Below are 16,635 nucleotides of genomic sequence, written 5' to 3'. Positions count from 1 at the left end.
GGCCGCTCGCCGCGACCGGCCTCACTTCTGGTAGCCGAAGTTGTCGCAGGTCCGGCGCTGCTGGACGCAGTTCTTGGTGCGCTTGTTCATGGCGTCGACGTCCCACATCACGAACGCGTCCCCGTGCATCGAGGAGGCGCTCTTGCCGTCCTTGTCGGAGGCGAGGTAGAAACCCGCCGCGCTGCCCTGGGATCCGTACGCGATGTCGAAGGTGATCGCCGGGATCTTCACGGGATGGCTGCGCGGGCAGGCGTTGCCGCGGCCGAACGAGACGTGCGCCTTGTGGTCGGGGCTGTCCAGGTTCTTGCCGTCCCAGCAGTCCGGGAACTGCATGATGTAGTGCAGCGTCGCCTTGCCGTCGCAGATCGGCCAGTTGCCGTTGCCGCTGCGGGCCACGCCGTCGACGTCGCCGGGGCCGTAGTAGGCGCAGAAGAACTGGCCGCCCGCGCCGCGCGGGGTCGGCTTGCTCTTCTTGGCGTCGCCGACGATCATGCGCAGGCCGTTGGGCATCGGCAGCTGGTTCGCCGAGGTGTTCATCAGCGAGCGGTAGTAGACCCGGAAGCCCGTGGTCTCGACCGGCTTGTCGGTCGCGTTGTCGTAGAGCGTCGGCACCCAGTACGACGAGTGGTCCTCGACCGGCTTGCAGGTGGTGGCCGTGAACTTCATCAGGTCCGCGGCCTTGGTCTGCGCGTCGACGCCCTTGTTGCCTACGAAGGAGTGCATGTGCGATGCGCCAGGCAGTCCCGGGGCGACGATCGGGTCGTCGGGCAGCGAGTGGCTGTACGTGCAGTCGGCCCGGAACTCCGGCAGGTTGCCGACCCCGGCCGGGACCGGGTCGATCTTCCTGGCCTGGTACGCGTCGACCTGTGCCTGCCACGCGGCCTGGTCGACGGGCACCCAGCCGGGCTTCGGCGCCTTCGTCGCCACGGCACTCGATGACGGCGACGCCGCCGATGCCGATGCCACCGGCGCGGCCGTCGGCGCGGTGGGCTCGGGGCCGCCCGCGGCGTTCGACGGTTCCGGTGCGCCGGCCGCGAACACCGCTCCCGCCGCGACGGCCGTCACGACGGCCAGGCCCAACCCGACGACGAACACGTTGCGCCTGTTGCGGGCCAGCCGGCCCACCAGGCCGGGGCGCGGCTGCGGGCCCGTGCCGGACCCGTCGATCATCTGGTACGACACGGCTGACTCCCGGGAGATGCGACGCGGCCGAACTCGCACGGCCGCCAGCATGTTAGCCGCTTGCGCTGGCGGCCCCAGAACCGCGCAGCACAAAGGACGGTCGGCCAGGGTGTTCTCGACAGACCCTTCCCCGCCCTTCCCGGCCGCGCGGCGGCAGTGGAAGATGACCTCCGTGAACGCCCTGACGCCCAGCCACCCGGCGACCGGCGAGCAGCCGCCACCGGAGGTCCGCGGCCGCCACCGGCCTGGTCTGCGGGCCAGGCTGACCGGCTCGGCCTCGCCGTCGCCGGGCCTGGTCGCCATCGTGATCACCGTGACGTGGCTGGCGGTGCTCGCGGAGTCGACCCTCGTGCCGGCGAACCCGGCGCTGCACCGGGTGGCGCTGTTCGTGCACCTGGCGTGCCTGGTCGTCGGGTTCGGCGCGGTGGTCGCGGTCGACTGGTTCGCCCTGAAGTGGTTGCTGCGGCGCTGCCAGCTGCGGCAGGTGCTGGCCGTCGCCGACCAGGTGCACCTGCTGATCTGGCTGGGCCTGGCCGGTATGGCGGCCAGCGGCGGCCTGCTGCGGCCAGACCTGGGCGCCACACTCACCCAGATCAAGCTGCTGCTGGTGCTGCTCGTGGCGCTCAACGGGGTCCAGGCCACCGCGCTGCACCGCAGGATCGCCGCGTTCACCGGGCCTGTTCCCCGGTTGCTGCTGCTGCGCTCGGTGCTGGCGGCCCTGGTGTCCCAGGGCGGCTGGTGGGGCGCGATGACGATCGGATTCCTCAGCAGCCATCCGGCATGAGCCCGGTGGCGCACTCGACGCGGGAGAAGCTTTGCGTACCGAACACTCGGCACTGACCCCCCGCGACCGCGGCTGGGCGACCCGGCTCGGCCGCCTCGGCCCGGTCCTGATCGCGGCACCGGTCGTGCTGGCGATCGCGGTGGTCTCGTTCATCGTCACCGACGCCGGTGAGGCGTCCACACCCGAAGCGGCGGCGACCCTGGCGGGTGCGGCGGCGACGCCTTCGGCCGTGCCGTCGGCGGTCTCCCCCGCGGCGAAACCGTCGTCGATCCCGGCCAAGCCGGGCTGGGTCGCCGTCGACCCCGACGAGCAGAAGGCCCGTACCGCGGCGTTCTTCGCCCGCACGCCGCGCAAGGTGACCGGCAAGCCGGTGCAGGTCCCCGAGTTCCACGCGACCTGCACCGTCAGCCACCACGGCGACGACGACCCGATCGTCTTCCCCGGCCTGCCCGGCGCGTCGCACAACCACACCTTCTGGGGCAACAAGAGCACCGACAGCCACACCACCGCCGCGTCGCTGCGCGCCGGCGCGACCAGCTGCAACCCCCAGCAGGACAGATCCGGTTACTGGATCCCGACGCTGTACCAGAACGGCCGCGTGATCAACCCGGACGAGATCACCGTCTACTACGGCTCGCGGCTGAAGGACCCCGCCAAGACCCAGCCGTTCCCGTACGGGCTGCGCATGATCGAGGGCGACGCGAAGAAGAAGTCGGACCCGAACGGCAACCGGTTCTGGTGTGCCGGGATCGGCGGCGAGGTGGGGCGGTCCGCCGACGGCGTCTTCCCCGTCTGCGCGTCCACCGCGCACATCGTCCGGCAGATCACCTTCCCGGACTGCTGGGACGGCAAGCACCTGGACAGCCCCGACCACAAGGCGCACATGTCCGGCGCGCTGCACACCGGGGTCTGCCCGCGCAGCCACCCGGTCCCGATCCCGTCGGTGTCGTTCGTCATCTCGTACAAGGACCTCAGCGCGAAGACCGACGGCATCACGCTGTCATCGGGCAACTCGTTCTCCATGCACGCCGACTTCTTCAACGGCTGGGACGAGGACGCGCTCGCCGCCCGGGTCCGCAACTGCCTCAACCAGGGCGTCAAGTGCAACGCCGCCGGCGGTTTCTGATTCGCTGCAAGGAATCGCCGGCCCGGACGTCGCCCGCCTGAGCCGTGCGCCAGCCGCCGACCGGGTCAGCCGCGTGAAGCATCCCGCGGCTGACCCGGTCGGCGACCGAGCACGATGCGCCCGGCTACACCGGCGCCTTGTCCAGGTGAGCACCGGTTTCCTCGGCGGCCCGCTTGCCGACCAGGCGGTAGAACTGGCGATCGTCGTTCTGCCGGACGATCACGCCGAGCTTGGCCAGGTCTGCGCGCAGTTCGGCCGCGTCGTCGGCGGCGTTGTCCGCCAGCGCCTTCTGTCGCGCCTTGAGCAGGGCGTTGGCCGTGGCGGACAGCTCGGGCAGGTCCTCGACCCAGCGCATGAACTGCTCCAGGTGCGGATCGGCGTCGAAGAACGGGTAGCCGTGGCGCAGGAACGTCTGCTTGACCGCGTCCTCGTTCAGGTTGTTGTTCGCCCTGGCCAGCTCCCCGGTGTCGGTGCCGAGGAACACGAGGTCGTCGACGCCGTCGAGGTAGACGGCCGAGATCTCGGCACGGGCGATCCGCCGGGACTTGCTGCCGGCCCGCCAGATGACCCGATCCTGCTGCACGGACACCGCGACCGAGTCCTTCAGCGTGCGACGGGCCACCTCCGCGCCGAAGCCCACGCCGAGCAGCAGGCAGAGCACGGTCCCGTACGGGTCCGGCACCTTGGCGAGCACCGAGACCCAGTCACGCAGCGGCATGCCGTCGACGGATGCCGCCCATTCCGACACCGCACGCAGCGCCCAGCCGAGCCCGGCTCCGATGACGACACACGTGGCCCACAGCCCCGCGACCCTTCTGGTCGACACCCTGAGCCGAGACGGCTTGATCGCCTCGGTCTTGTTCGGACCCATACGTCATCTCCCTGAAGGTGATCAAAGCCAGCATTGTCGCGGACGTGTCTGCCGCCTCCGCGCCGGGGCCGCGGTCGTGCCGGGCTTCGCCCCCCACAGTTAATGCGAATAGCATTCAGCTCTGCCGGACAAGGCGCTCACCGATGCGACGCACGTCACCCGATCACGATTCACTGATATTCAACAGCCAACGCCGATCAGGCTATTCATGATGCTCGTTGTAGCAGGTAGCAAGCGTGCGGAAACTCTTTACCCGCCGTTAATCTGCACACCGGACAGCCCTCTACAGCGACAGTGGACGCACTTCTCACCGCGTGTATCCTTCCGCGGTGCACGACTCATCCAAGAAATTGCTGGCCTATCGATATCAGCTTCTCGACGTCATCGGCCAGGGCGGGCAGGGTCGCGTCTGGCGGGCCCGGGACGAGTACCTCCAGCGGTTCGTGGCGATCAAGGAACTGCTCGCACCGGCCCACCTGACCGAGGAGGAGCGCAAGGCCACCCGCGACCGCAGCCTGCGCGAAGCCCGGGCCGTCGCGCAGCTGAGCCACCTCAACGTGATCCAGGTGTACGACGTGATCCCGCACCAGGGCGAGCCGTGGATCGTGATGGAACTGGTCCGCGCGAGATCACTGCACCAGGTGCTCGCGGCCGACGGGCCGATCTCCGCCCGGCGGGCCGCCGACATCGGACTCGCACTGCTGGGTGCGCTGAGCGCGGCCCACCGCGCGGGCATCCTGCACCGCGACGTCAAGCCCGCCAACGTGCTGCTCGCCGACGACGGACGAGTGCTGCTGACCGACTTCGACCTGGCCACTCACCAGTCGGCGGACTCCTCCGTGACCCGCACCGGCATGGTCGTGGGGTCGCCCGCCTATCTCGCCCCCGAGCGCGTCGGCGGCGACCGCGGCGGTCCCGCCGCCGACCTGTGGGCGTTGGGCGCAACCTTGTTCACCGCCGTCGAAGGCAGGCTGGTCTTCGACCGGCCGTCGCCCGCGGCGACGATCGCCGCGCTGGTGACCGAGCAACCGCCGCGCCCGGTGCGGGCCGGAGCTCTGGCGCCGGTGCTGGAAGGCCTGCTTCAGAAGGATCCCGACCGGCGCATCGACGCCGAGCAGGCCGAGGCGCTGCTGCGCACCGCGGTCGCCGCGGCCCGCCACGAGTCCCCGCCTGCCGCACAGCCCCGTACCGGTGAAGCGACCGGCGCGAACCCGGCACCCCCGCCTGCGATCGGTTCGCCGGACTCCTCCACGCCCGACCGACCCAACTCCGAAGCCGTCGTGCCCGACGTGCCGTCGTGGGCCGCGCCCACCCCACCACCCACGCCGCGCCCAGCCCCGAGCGTCGAGCTGCACACCGCAGACAGCACCGGCGACGTCACGCCGATACCGGCCGGCCGCGGCACCAGGCCCGGCCGTAGCCTTCTGCCGCGGGTGGCGCTGCCGGCGGCCGCGGCGCTGATCCTGCTGCTCGGGGTGGGCGTCGGCGCGATGACGTGGCGCAGCCCGGACCTGCCGGACACCCGGTTCGCCGACGCCACCGGCGTCCCGCCGGCCGCTGCACCGCTGGCCGGCTCCCAGCAGGCCTCGCCGAAGGCGCGACCGGCCCCGTCCGCGCCCCCGTCACCAGCCGCGACCACGACACCGGGCACGTCGGTGCAGCCTTCCGGCGCACCCTCGCGATCGCCGCTGCCGAGCCCTTCGCCCACCACGAACACCAGCCCACCGGCCGCACCTCCAGCGGTGAGCCACATCGGTGAGATCACCGGCATCGGCGGCAAGTGCGTCGACGTCTCCGGCGCCGCCCGCGCCGACGGCACCCCGATCGTCATCTACACCTGCAACGGCACCGCCGCCCAGTCCTGGACCATGAGAGCCGACGGCACCGTACGGGCGCTCGGAAAGTGCCTCGACGTGCAGGACGGCGGCACCTACGACGGCGCGGCGGTGCGGCTCTGGTCCTGCGGTTCCGGCCTGGCGAACCAGCGCTGGGTGTACGACAGCGCCACCCGTCACCTGGTCAATCCCGCCTCCGGCACGTGCCTGGACGCCACGGACCAGTCCAGCGCCGACGGCACCCGGCTGCAGATCTGGACCTGCAACCCGAACTACCAGGCGAACCAGCGCTGGAGCCCGCCCTGAGCCGCTGACTCCCCTCCACGGTTCACGGGTGGACTGTCACGGCACCGGTGTGCTCACTCAGGGGATCCGGCAGCTACGGACGCAGCGGACTGCCGGCTCCGCCCCCGGTAGCGGGCCACCACCGCGAGCAGGCCGTACGCGAGCAGACCGCCCAGCAGCAGCGGACCGAGCACGGAAAGTCCCACGTCACTGTGGTCTCCGGACGGGGTCGGGCCGGCGATCGCGGTCGCCAGGATCGCCGCCGCGACACTGCTCACCGTGAGCAGTCCCGCGACGACCAGCGCCGCTGTCGACTCCCGGCGGACGAGCAGGCAGACCAGCGCCGCGATCACCGGTCCGACCAGCAGTGCCGAGCCCAGCGAGGTGTCGACCCGCGCGCCGTACGCGAGTTCGAGTTCCAGCGCGCCGAGGACCGGCGGGTCGATCGCGATCGCGTTCGCACTGACGCCCAGCAGGATCCAGACCACCGCCGCGCCCACGACGGCACCCGATGCCGGCACCCGGGCAGATGCGGCGAGCCTGCCGACGATCACGCTGGTGACCACGCCGATCGCCACACCCACGACCGCCGCCTCGGCGATCGAGGCCGACGCGGAGTCGACCAGGTTGAGGTGCTGTGCCCGGCCCGCCCGTGCCGTGAGATAGGGCACGACGGCGCCCGCGCCCAGCGCCGCCGCCACGACCGCCGCCCACACCGGGCTGTCGAGCACCACCCGGGTCAGCAGCACGGCGATGACGACCGCGCTCGCGCAGAACCACAACGTGCTGCGGTAGTTCAACAGCCAATCGTTGTCGCTGCCCGCGTCGAACCGTCGGTCGAAGTTCAGCGCCCCGATGGCGAGTGCCCCCGTCACCTGAGCCGAGGCCAGCAGCACGCCGAGCACGCCCGCCACCAGCGGACCGGACCAGAAAGGCACATCGCGGCGCACCGTCATGAGCTGAAACTAATCAGCGGCACAGGCGGCGTCAACGTGCCTCGATGCGACAGGCCGCACGGTCCGCCACCGTCGACATGTGCCAGGAAGTCCACCCCTGGGCAGTGCCGCGGGTCGACAGGACGACACACGCGCCACGCCTGGGAGTTGTTCCGTCGCCAGTCGCCCGACTTCTAAACTGACCTGCCCGAGTCCGGGCGTCATCATTCGATCGGCGAGGGAGATCCCATGTCATCAGTCGCCCTTCCGCACGACGTGCACGGCTCCGGCCCGCACCGCGTCATCGTCCTGCACGGCTGGTTCGGTGACCGCCGGGCCTTCGCGAAGGTCGTGCCCTATCTCGACGGCGGCGCCTTCACCTACGTCTTCGCCGACTACCGCGGCTACGGCCAGGCCCGCGACCTGTCCGGCGAGCACACCATCGCCGAGATCGCGGGCGACGTGCTCGCCCTGGCCGACAAGCTCGGCTGGGACGACTTCTCCATGGTCGGGCACTCGATGGGCGGCAGTGTCATCCAGCGGGTCATGCTGGACGCGCCCGGCCGGGTGCGCAGGCTGGTCGGTGTCAATCCGGTGCCCGCCTCCGGCGTGCCGTTCGACGAGCAGGGCTGGGCGCTGTTCACCGGGGCCGCCGACGAGGCGGGCAACCGGCGGGCGATCATCGACTTCACCACCGGTGGCCGGCTGCCCGCGACGTGGCTGGATGAGATGACGGCGTACTCGGTCGGCAACTCCAACGTCGAGGCGTTCCGCGCCTACCTGCACGCCTGGGCGCATACCGACTTCCATACCGAGGTCGTGGGCAACACCACGCCGGTCCTGGTCGTCGCCGGCGGGCAGGACCCGGCGCTGTCGGCCGACGTCATGCGCGCCACCTGGCTGCAGTGGTATCCGAACGCCGAGCTGACCGTGCTGGCCGACGCAGGCCACTACCCGATGGAGGAGACTCCCCTGGCGCTGGTGTCGGTGGTCGAGAAGTTCCTCAGGGCGTGACCGGGCCGGGTGCCCGCTGACTATGCGGCAGGCGACCTCTGGTGCATGGAGGCCGCCTGCCATCCGGCCGGTGTCGGTCCCCGCGCCTATGCTCCGCCGCGGAGGACGACATGATCGACGACACAGAGCTGTTCGTGGGGCTGGACACGATCTCCTGGGGCCGGATGACCCACGCCTACGGGCGGGCAGGCGACGTGCCCGAGCTGATCCGCGGGCTGGCCGACACCGACCCGGCGGCACGCGAGCAGGCCCTCGACGCGATGTACGGCGTCGTGCACCACCAGGGCGACGTGTATCGCTGCACCGTCGAGGCGATCCCGTTCCTGCTGCGGATCTGCGGCTCCGACCGGCCGGGCCGCGCCGAGGTCGTGGAACTGGTCGCGAGCATCGGCGGCGGCAGCCACGACGGTCACCTTCGCGGGTTCGCCGCGCAGGCGCGCGAACTGGTCACCGCCCAGTTCCCGTTCTGGTGCGCGCTGGCCGCCGACGACGACCCGGCGGTGCGGGCCGCTGCCGTGAACGCCCTGCGCTCCTGCCGGTCGCGCGGCTCCGACACGGCATCGTTCCTGCGCACCCGCTACACCGGCGAGCCCGAGCCCGCGGTGCGGGCCGCGATCGTCGCCGCTGTCGCCGACCTGGGCCGGGAACGGCATGCCGCGGGCGTCGCCGGCTGGGTGGCCGGCCTGCTCGCCACCGAGCCCGACCCCCGCGTCCGGCTGGCGCTGTTCGCCGAGCTCAACACGCTGCCCGCGGCGGCCGGCCGGCTCGACCTGGCCACCGCTCTCGACCTGCTCGACGCCGGCTATGCCGAGCACGGCGAACCGCCCGCGCCGGCCGGTTTCCGCACCGCCACCCTCATCGGAGCCGTCCGCGAGCAGCGGGAGGCCGCCGACCGCCAGCGCAGCCGGGCCGCCCTCGACGGGCTGGTCCGTGCCGTCGCGAACTCGTTCGGCGACCGGGTCGGCGAGCGCACCGCGCTGCTGACGAACCTGCTGGCCGCCGACGACTGGGAACGCCGCCTGGACGCCATGTACCCGGCGCTCAACCTCACCCAGGGCTGGCGCGGCACGTATGCCGAACTGGCCGGGCTCGTCGGCGAGCAGCTCACCGGCCCGTACGGGGAGCTGCGCCGCCGCGCCGTGAGCGTCCTGGACGGACTCGGCCGCCTGGCCGCCCCGGCCGCCGACGCGCTGGCCGACGTGCTCGCCGCCGCCGCGCGGGAGGCCACCTGGGACCGCGACGACCGGCACACGGCCTGGGTGACGCGCTGGGGGCACGGCCTGCCGACGCTCGGGCCGGTCCCGGCCACCCTCGCCCGGCTCGGGGACGCCCGCGTGCTGCCGGTCGTGGCCTGGGCGCTGGAGCAGGAGGAGATGCCCCGCAACGTGGGATACCTGATGTCCGGGCTGGGCGAACGCGCCGCCGATCTGGTGCCGGCGGTCCGGCGGCGGCTGGCCGCGCTGCCGGACGGCGACGAGCGGATCGTCCCCCTCTCGGTCGCGCTGCGCTCGGTCGGCCCGCGGGGGGCCGAGGCCCTGCCCGAGCTGCTCGCCAAGGCGCCCGGTCCGTGGACGCTGGCCGCGATCGGGGCGTACGGCCCCGCCGCCGCCGACGCCCTGCCGCTGCTGCACCGGATCGCCGCCACCGGCGACCACCGGCTCGCCCCGGCCGCCGCGGTCGCGGCGTGGCGGATCGACGGTGACGCGGCGCGGGCGGCCTCGTGGCTTACCGGCCTGCTGGGCGGTGACGTCAGCGCGGTCCGCGGCGCGGCCGAGGCGCTCGCGGAGATCGGGGCCGCGCCGCCCGCGGCCGTGACCGCGCTGCGGCGACTGCTGCGCCGCAAGGACACCGCTGCCGGATGGCAGCACGTCGACGTGGCCCGTGCGCTGTGGCGGGTCACCGGCGACGTCGCCGCGGTGCAGCCGGTGCTGACCAGGCAGTGGCAGACGCGCCTGCTGACCCGCACCTCGATCGTGTGCACGTGGGCGGCGATGGGTCCGGCCGCGGCGGACTGCCTGCCGCTGCTGCACGAGGAGCTGGCCGAGGTGCGCCGCCTGTCGGCCCGCAACGGTGTCAACGTCGGCGACCCGTGCGGGCCGGACGAGGAGTTCCTCGACCACGTGCGGGCCGCGGTGCGGAGCCTGTCCGGCGCGCCGTGACCGGGGCACGTCGCGGCGAGGTCGTCGTGCGGATGGTGTGCGCCGGGTCGGCTCACGAGGCGAACACGCCGCCGACGCCGTAGCTGTCCCACCAGGACTCCCGGTGACGGACGAGCGTGCCGCCTTCGCGGTGTAGCAGCAGCCAGTCGCCGTTCAGGACCAGCGTCGCGTCCTCCGGGCCGGTGTGCAGCACGCGGCCCACGACGTCGAGCATTCCGCCGACCGCCCAGACCGGGTCGGCCTGCTTGTCCATGTGGAAGGTCAGTGACACGTACAGCTTCGGCTTCCACACCCACTGGCCGTGGTCGGCCGTGACGTCGAAGTAGCCGTTGCGGCGCGCGAGCACGCTCACCGCGAAGCCACGTGCGGCGTCCAGGTTGACGCTCAGCAGCGGCGGCGTCCCGGCCGGACGCTCGGCCGGGTCGGGCAGCGCCCGCTGGGCGAGCTGCTCGACCGGCAGGTCGCCCGCGAGCGTCAAGGTGTAGTCGATGCCCACCGCGAACCTCCGGATTCGTCCGGTGCCGATTCTGTCCTACGGAGGGCACGGCGGCGGCCCCGTGCGGATCAGTCGAGCCAGGTTCGGCCTGGAGAAGCCGCTGCGCTGTCCGGTAGGGTCGTCCGCGTGGATCTGGACCGCACCGCCGCCCTGCTCGGGGTGCCCGTCGCGGAGGTCGAACGCGTGCACCGGCTCGCCGGCGACCTGCCGTCGGCCCCGCTGCCCGCCAAGACCGATGCGCCCGAGATCCTCGACCGGCTCGCGGTGCGGCCGGACGACGCCGCCGAGATCATGGCGGGCTGGCCCGACCCCGACTCGCCGCTGTGGACTCCTGAGCTGCGCTGGCTGCTCGACCGCTCGATCGCCCTGGTCCGCGCCGATCTCGGGGGCCACGGCTGGCTGCCGCCCGGTCCGGAGCTGCCGCGCGACCGGGGTCCCGCGTGGCGGCATCTCTATGTGTACACGTACCTGGCGCTGGTCGACGTCGTCATGGGATACCACCGCGACCACGGCGTCGCCGAGGCCGTTACATGGGCGTCTCTCGCGGACCTGGGCCGCAGCCTCGCGATCGACCGGCGGATGCACCGCGAGGGCTGGCCGGTCATGCAGAGCTGGCTGTCGCTGCACGCGCGCGGCAGCATCTACGAGCTCGGCCGGCTGCAGTACCACCCTGGCGACACCGCCATCGGCCTGCACATCCCCGAGTCGGGACCGCTGACCCCGGAGGCGGTCTCGGCGTCGCTCGACGAGGCCCGCGCGTTCTTCCCGCGCCACTTTCCCGACCAGCACTTCACGGCGTTCACCTGCGGCTCGTGGCTGCTCGATCCGCAGTTGCTGGACTACCTGCCCGAGGACTCCAACATCATCCGGTTCCAGCAGAGGTTCGAGCTGGAGCCCTACGAGGAGCCGGAGGGACTCGACGCCGACGTGGAGGTGCTGCGATTCGTGTTCCGGTCCCTGACCACGCCGCTCGACCAGCTGCCCCGCCACACCGTGCTCCAACGCGCAGCCGTCGACCACCTGCAGGCAGGCCGCCACTGGCGCTGGCGTCGCGGCAGCTTCCCGATCTGATCAGGAGGTCGGCATGTCGATGCACGACATCGAGGATCTGGTGTCCGGATCGGTCGTGGTGCTCGACGCCCGCCACGCCGAGCACGACGACCGGCTGCGGAACTGGTTCACCGCGCTGTACACGTTCCAGGCCAGGTTCGACTGCGCGCACACCCAGGGGCGGGTGCTGGACATCCTGCTGCGCCGACGGCACACCTACCGGCTCCCGCTCCACCAGCACCCGGACTACGCGCCGCGCCGCGAGTTCTTCGACGGGCTGACCGAGTTCCAGGCGCTGCGCGAGTTCGACGAGGACGCCGACGACTTCGCCGGCTACGACGACTGGCTGCAGGACGGTTACGTCGACCCGCCATGGCTGTACTGCGAGGCGGGCACGGCCCTGTGGAGCCGGCTGGTCGACGCGGGACTGCTGCACGGCCCTGACGCGGTCGCGCCCGCCCGCGTCGCGCTGCTCGACGTGGTCACGGCGATCGCCGAGGCGGCCGAGCGGCACGGCGACCCGGGGCTCGTCGCGGCGTGGTACGCCTTGGGCCCTGCCCTGCTCGTCGACGGCACGCTGCTGGATGTCGAGGACTTGCGCGACGATCCCGGTGTCACCCGGCTGCGGAAGATCGTGCAGCGCTGCGGTGCCGCGTCGGCGGAGCCGCCGGACGGCTACCGTCCCACCGACGAGCAGCTCGACATGTTGGGCGACGAGCGCGAAACCTGGTGGTACGGCATTCTCGCACCGGCGGGGACGCGCTGACGGACCGGCGGGATCAGCCCGCGGACGCGTCGGGCAGCTGGGGCGGGCAGGGGCGGCCGGGCGCGGTCGTCAGCTCGAAGTGCCAGATCTCGTTGGCGTACACCTGGCAGAGGCCGTAGGCGGCGCCGTTTCGCTGCAGCCAGCGGTCGGCCTCGGGTGGTCCGGCGTCGATCGCGTCGCCGGTCACGTGGGTGGACCGGTCAGGCGTGTTGACGCGTTTCCTCGCTTTCTCCGGACCGTCCGACGCCACGGCTTCGTCAAGCAGGTGCTGCTGGTGACGTCGGCTGCGCCAGCCCGAGTTGATCAGGACCTCGACGCCGTCGCGGCGCGCGTCTGCGGCGGCCTGCCGGATCGCGGCGCGCAACTCGGGGCGGAGGTTGTCGACGGTGGGGTGGCCGTCGGCGAACGGCGACACCGGCTGGTCCAGCTCGCCGTCGGCCGCGGTGACGCCGCTGTCGGCCGAGGCGATCTCCGCGTACGTCGGGACCGCGATCAGCAGCGTGGCGGCGATGCCGACGCCGGCCTTCAGGGCCAGCGAGCGGCGCGGGGGTGGGCATGACATGTGAACTCCTTCCGACACCGGAAGAGGGGTCCGGTGACTTACGGAAGATCACTTCAACACGCTACGTGTTATCGCACCGTGAACCGATCACCACACATGCTCTTAACATCGTCGATAAGCACGCACAGACACCTCATGCTGTTTTTAAATCGCGAATCGGACATTCGGCGTACGGCCGTATACCGCGTTCCAGGCCGTCGACATGAGCCGGGTGCTCGGGGGCCGTGTGGTCGACCCACAGATATCCCGGCGCCATCGATCCCTCCCGGCCTCTCGGCTGCCGGTCGAGCCTAAACGCCGCGGATGACGCGTCCGGGGCGGGCGTGTCGCGCCGGAGGACGTACCTTTGCGGCATGGGTTTGGGTGATCGGTTGAAGCAGAAGCTGCGCACGTTCATGGAGCGCCCCGGAACGACGGTCAGTCTGGACCGTTATGAGGCGATGCTGCCGAAGATCCGGGACCTGGAGGACGAGCTCACCGCGTTGACCGATGCGGAACTCACCGAGCGTGCGGTGGCGCTGCGCGACCTCGTCAGCGAGGCCGAGGACGGGCAGCCGTTCGTCACGCTGGCCGAGCCGCTGCCCATCGACGAGCACGATCTGGCGGAAATCTGCGCGCTGGGCCGCGAGGCCGGCCGCCGTGCCCTCGGCGAGCGCGCGTTCGACGTGCAGCTGCTCGGAGCGATGGCGATGCTGCAGGGCAACGTCGTGGAGATGGCCACCGGTGAGGGCAAGACGCTGGCCGCGGTCATCGCCGCCTTCGGCTACGTCGCGCGCGGCTCCCGGGTGCAGGTGCTGACCGTCAACGACTACCTCGCCGACCGGGACGCCCGCTGGATGGGTCCCGCGTACCGGCTGCTCGGGCTGACCGTCGGCGCGGTCGGCGAGGGCGCCGCCCACGACGAGCGCGCCGCCGCGTACCGCTGCGACGTCACCTACGTGTCGGTGAGCGAGGCGGGTTTCGACTTCCTGCGTGACCAGATGGTGCTGCGCGCCGAGGACGCGGTCATGCCCGGCCTCCACACGGTGATCGTCGACGAGGCGGACTCGATCCTGATCGACGAGGCCCGGGTGCCGCTGGTGGTGGCCGGCAGCCTCACCGACGGGGCGTCGGACGCGAAGGCGGCGGCGCTGCTGGTGGCGGCGATGCGGCCGGGCCGCGACTACGAGGTCGTCGACGACGGCCGCAACGTGCAGCTCACCGACACCGGCGTGGCGATGGTCGAGCGCGCCTCCGGCGGCATCCACCTCTACGCCCAGGAGAACCTGCCCAAGCTCACCGCCGTCAACCAGGCCCTGCACGCGCGGGCGCTGCTGGCCGTGGACGTGGACTACATCGTCAAGGACGGCCGGATCGCGCTGGTCGACGAGTTCCGGGGCCGGGTCGCCCGCCGCCGCCGCTGGCCCGACGGGCTGCAGGCGGCGGTCGAGGCCAAGGAGGGGCTCACCGCGACCGACGAGGGCGAGATCCTGGCCACGATCACCGTGCAGGCGTTCATCGCGCTCTACCCCACGGTCGCCGGGATGACCGGCACCGCGTCGAGCATCGGCGACGAGCTGCGCGAGTTCTACCGGCTCGAGGTCGCGGTCATCCCGCCGAACACGGCCAACGTCCGGGTCGACGAGCCGGACCGGGTGTACGCGACGATCGAGGAGAAGGAAGAGGCGCTGATGGCCGAGGTGGCCGCGGCGCACGAGACGGGGCGGCCGGTGCTGGTCGGCACGCTGGACGTGGCCGAGTCGGAGCGGCTCGCCGCAGCCCTGCAGGCCCACGGCATCGCGTGCACGGTGCTCAACGCCAAGAACGACGCGCACGAGGCCGCGGTCATCGCCGAGGCGGGCGGGCGGGGCGCGGTCACCGTGTCCACGCAGATGGCCGGCCGGGGCACCGACATCCGGCTGGGCGGCAGCGACGGCCAGGACCGGGCGGCGGTGGCCGAGCTCGGCGGTCTGTACGTCCTCGGCGCGGGCCGCCACGACAGCCGCCGGGTCGACGACCAGTTGCGCGGACGGGCGGGACGCCAGGGCGACCCGGGCGGCTCGATGTTCTTCGTCAGCCGCGAGGACGAACTGATCGTGCGGCACGGCGACGGGATCGGCGGGACGACCGCCGGGGACGGGCGGGTGACCGGCCCGGCCGTGCACTGGGCGGTGGGGCACGCCCAGCGCGTCGCCGAGGGAGTCGACTTCGAGATCCACCGCAACACCTGGCGCTACGGCGTGCTGGTCGAGAAGCAGCGCCAGGTGCTCGCGCAGCGCCGCAAGGCGCTGCTGACCACCGACGCCGCCGCGGAACTGCTGCGCGAGGGCCGGACGCGGTTCCCGGCCGACCCCGACACGGTCGCGGCCGGTCTGTGGGAGGACACCGACGACCTGGCCGACGGCGACCCGGACATGGTCACGGTTGCGGAGCGGTACGCCGCGGTCGTGGCCGCGATCGGCGAGCCGGCGACCGAGGAGGTCGCGCGGCAGATCGCGCTGTACCACCTGGACCGCGGCTGGGCCGACCACCTCGGCATGCTGGCCGACGTGCGCGACGGCGTACACCTGCGCGCGCTGGGCCGGCAGGACCCGCTGGACGAGTTCCACCGGGTGGCGGTGCCCGCGTTCAGCCGGCTGCTGACCGGTGTCGACACCGGCACGGCGGAGACGTTCATGGCGGCGAGGATCGAGAGCCCCGACTGGACGCCCGCCGAGGCGGGTCTGGAACGTCCGAGCGCCACGTGGACGTACATGGTGCACGACAACCCGTTCGGCTCGGAGATCGAGCGGCTGATCTCCGGCATGGCCAAGGCGCTCCTGGGCCGCTGACGTGCCGTCTGTGCGGCCGCCGTCTGGCGGCCGCACCGCGACGAGCGGGTCTGCGGCGAGCGTCGCTCACCGCACCGGCAGCAGCGCCGTCGCGGCGGTGCCGGCCGGTGCCGGCCGCCGGCGCGAGCGGCGGATGAACCACTCGGCCACCGCCAGGTTGATGAGCCATCCCGCGGCCATGGCCGTGAACCGGCCCCGCTCGTCGGGCACGTTCCCGGCGACCAGCCAGGGCAGGTGGGTGAAGGCCTGGGTGCCGGCGCCCAGCCCGATCGCGTAGGCGCGCATCATCCAGGCCCGGTGCGCGGTGAAGTCGCGCCGCCGTACACAGGCGAAGCCCAGCACGATGGCCAGCGCCATCGCGCCGCCGAACACCAGCCGCAGCAGCATCACCCCGAGGCCGTCGACGGGAGGCAGGTCGTAGAAGACCGCCATCCAGATCCCCGTCAGCGCGGCGGCCAGCCCGCACGGGATCAGCACCCGGCCCGCGACGCGATGCCAGCCCGGCCGTCGTCGGCGCAGCACGGCATCGAACTGAAACGCGCCCAGCAGGCAGTACACGGTGGCGCCGATGATGTGCAGCACCACCGGCAGCGGTTGCGCGAAGAACCTGGCGTTGCCGTCGTCGACCGGCGCACCGGAGGCCAACTCGGTCACCCGGAAGGCGCCGGCCACGACCGGCACGAAGCTCAAAGCGATCAGTCCGTACGGGACGAGGCGAGAACGATTCATCACGTGTTCGATGGTGCGGCGGCGCCGGGCG

General features: G+C 72.3%; 14 protein-coding genes. 8 read left to right on the top strand and 6 right to left on the bottom strand.

Going from position 1 to position 16,635, the window contains the following annotated elements:
- Positions 1–21: 21 nt before the first annotated feature.
- Positions 22–1,182 carry a DUF1996 domain-containing protein gene (locus tag F9C41_RS00940; RefSeq protein WP_155384659.1) on the bottom strand — a complete coding sequence of 387 codons (1,161 nt, stop codon included), beginning with the start codon at positions 1,180–1,182 and terminating at the stop codon, positions 22–24.
- A gap of 172 nt (positions 1,183–1,354) precedes the next feature.
- On the opposite strand from F9C41_RS00940, the gene F9C41_RS00935 reads away from it, so the two are divergent.
- Positions 1,355–1,966: a hypothetical protein gene (locus tag F9C41_RS00935; RefSeq protein WP_155384658.1), complete on the top strand. Its 612-nt coding sequence runs from the start codon at positions 1,355–1,357 to the stop codon at positions 1,964–1,966.
- 31 nt (positions 1,967–1,997) lie between these two features.
- Positions 1,998–3,092, top strand: a complete 1,095-nt coding sequence (locus F9C41_RS00930) for a DUF1996 domain-containing protein (protein WP_196279568.1) — start codon at positions 1,998–2,000, stop codon at positions 3,090–3,092.
- A 124-nt stretch (positions 3,093–3,216) separates the two neighbouring features.
- Here the strand turns inward: F9C41_RS00930 and F9C41_RS00925 are convergent, their stop codons facing one another.
- Positions 3,217–3,963, bottom strand: coding sequence for a YqeB family protein (locus tag F9C41_RS00925; protein WP_155384656.1), 747 nt, complete (start codon positions 3,961–3,963; stop codon positions 3,217–3,219).
- Between the two features lie 329 nt (positions 3,964–4,292).
- Between F9C41_RS00925 and F9C41_RS00920 the strand changes: the two genes are divergently transcribed.
- Entirely contained in the window at positions 4,293–6,104 is a 1,812-nt protein-coding gene (locus F9C41_RS00920) for a protein kinase domain-containing protein (protein ID WP_155384655.1), read from the top strand.
- A gap of 53 nt (positions 6,105–6,157) precedes the next feature.
- On the opposite strand, the gene F9C41_RS00915 is transcribed toward F9C41_RS00920, so the two are convergent.
- A complete protein-coding gene (locus F9C41_RS00915; protein ID WP_155384654.1) occupies positions 6,158–7,039 on the bottom strand; it encodes a hypothetical protein in 882 nt (293 codons plus the stop codon).
- 228 nt (positions 7,040–7,267) lie between these two features.
- Here F9C41_RS00915 and F9C41_RS00910 point away from each other — a divergent pair, with 228 nt between their 5' ends.
- Positions 7,268–8,032 (top strand): alpha/beta fold hydrolase, encoded by a 765-nt coding sequence (locus F9C41_RS00910; protein ID WP_155384653.1) that lies wholly within the window; start codon positions 7,268–7,270, stop codon positions 8,030–8,032.
- Between the two features lie 110 nt (positions 8,033–8,142).
- Entirely contained in the window at positions 8,143–10,191 is a 2,049-nt protein-coding gene (locus F9C41_RS00905; protein WP_155384652.1) for a HEAT repeat domain-containing protein, read from the top strand.
- Positions 10,192–10,243: 52 nt separating this feature from the next.
- On the opposite strand, the gene F9C41_RS00900 is transcribed toward F9C41_RS00905, so the two are convergent.
- Positions 10,244–10,687, bottom strand: coding sequence for a SitI3 family protein (locus F9C41_RS00900; protein WP_155384651.1), 444 nt, complete (start codon positions 10,685–10,687; stop codon positions 10,244–10,246).
- Between the two features lie 126 nt (positions 10,688–10,813).
- Between F9C41_RS00900 and F9C41_RS00895 the strand changes: the two genes are divergently transcribed.
- Together F9C41_RS00895 and F9C41_RS00890 are read left to right on the top strand one after the other, a co-directional pair.
- The gene (locus F9C41_RS00895; protein ID WP_155384650.1) at positions 10,814–11,758 is read left to right on the top strand and encodes an acyltransferase domain-containing protein; all 945 of its coding nucleotides are present in this window, start codon (positions 10,814–10,816) and stop codon (positions 11,756–11,758) included.
- A 13-nt stretch (positions 11,759–11,771) separates the two neighbouring features.
- Positions 11,772–12,503 (top strand): hypothetical protein, encoded by a 732-nt coding sequence (locus tag F9C41_RS00890; RefSeq protein ID WP_230689182.1) that lies wholly within the window; start codon positions 11,772–11,774, stop codon positions 12,501–12,503.
- A gap of 13 nt (positions 12,504–12,516) precedes the next feature.
- On the opposite strand, the gene F9C41_RS00885 is transcribed toward F9C41_RS00890, so the two are convergent.
- Positions 12,517–13,065, bottom strand: coding sequence for a D-alanyl-D-alanine carboxypeptidase family protein (locus F9C41_RS00885; RefSeq protein WP_155384649.1), 549 nt, complete (start codon positions 13,063–13,065; stop codon positions 12,517–12,519).
- Positions 13,066–13,418: 353 nt separating this feature from the next.
- On the opposite strand from F9C41_RS00885, the gene secA2 reads away from it, so the two are divergent.
- Positions 13,419–15,875 carry an accessory Sec system translocase SecA2 gene (gene secA2 / locus F9C41_RS00880; protein WP_155384648.1) on the top strand — a complete coding sequence of 819 codons (2,457 nt, stop codon included), beginning with the start codon at positions 13,419–13,421 and terminating at the stop codon, positions 15,873–15,875.
- Between the two features lie 66 nt (positions 15,876–15,941).
- Here secA2 and F9C41_RS00875 read toward each other — a convergent pair whose 3' ends face one another.
- The gene (locus F9C41_RS00875; RefSeq protein WP_230689304.1) at positions 15,942–16,604 is read right to left on the bottom strand and encodes a DUF2306 domain-containing protein; all 663 of its coding nucleotides are present in this window, start codon (positions 16,602–16,604) and stop codon (positions 15,942–15,944) included.
- Positions 16,605–16,635 lie beyond the last annotated feature (31 nt).

Source organism: Catellatospora paridis, assembly GCF_009720365.1.
Classification (GTDB): domain Bacteria; phylum Actinomycetota; class Actinomycetes; order Mycobacteriales; family Micromonosporaceae; genus Catellatospora; species Catellatospora paridis.
The sequence above is the reverse complement of the archived record's forward strand: the minus strand, read 5'-3'. Positions and strand labels throughout refer to the sequence as shown.

What these genes read in the sequence shown, in the direction of transcription:
- F9C41_RS00925 (WP_155384656.1), bottom strand. Translation starts at nt 3,963, where the DNA reads ATGGGTCCGAACAAGACCGAGGCGATCAAGCCGTCTCGGCTCAGGGTG.
- F9C41_RS00915 (WP_155384654.1), bottom strand. Translation starts at nt 7,039, where the DNA reads ATGACGGTGCGCCGCGATGTGCCTTTCTGGTCCGGTCCGCTGGTGGCG.
- F9C41_RS00910 (WP_155384653.1), top strand. Translation starts at nt 7,268, where the DNA reads ATGTCATCAGTCGCCCTTCCGCACGACGTGCACGGCTCCGGCCCGCAC.
- F9C41_RS00905 (WP_155384652.1), top strand. Translation starts at nt 8,143, where the DNA reads ATGATCGACGACACAGAGCTGTTCGTGGGGCTGGACACGATCTCCTGG.
- F9C41_RS00890 (WP_230689182.1), top strand. Translation starts at nt 11,772, where the DNA reads ATGTCGATGCACGACATCGAGGATCTGGTGTCCGGATCGGTCGTGGTG.
- F9C41_RS00885 (WP_155384649.1), bottom strand. Translation starts at nt 13,065, where the DNA reads ATGTCATGCCCACCCCCGCGCCGCTCGCTGGCCCTGAAGGCCGGCGTC.
- secA2 (WP_155384648.1), top strand. Translation starts at nt 13,419, where the DNA reads ATGGGTTTGGGTGATCGGTTGAAGCAGAAGCTGCGCACGTTCATGGAG.
- F9C41_RS00875 (WP_230689304.1), bottom strand. Translation starts at nt 16,604, where the DNA reads ATGAATCGTTCTCGCCTCGTCCCGTACGGACTGATCGCTTTGAGCTTC.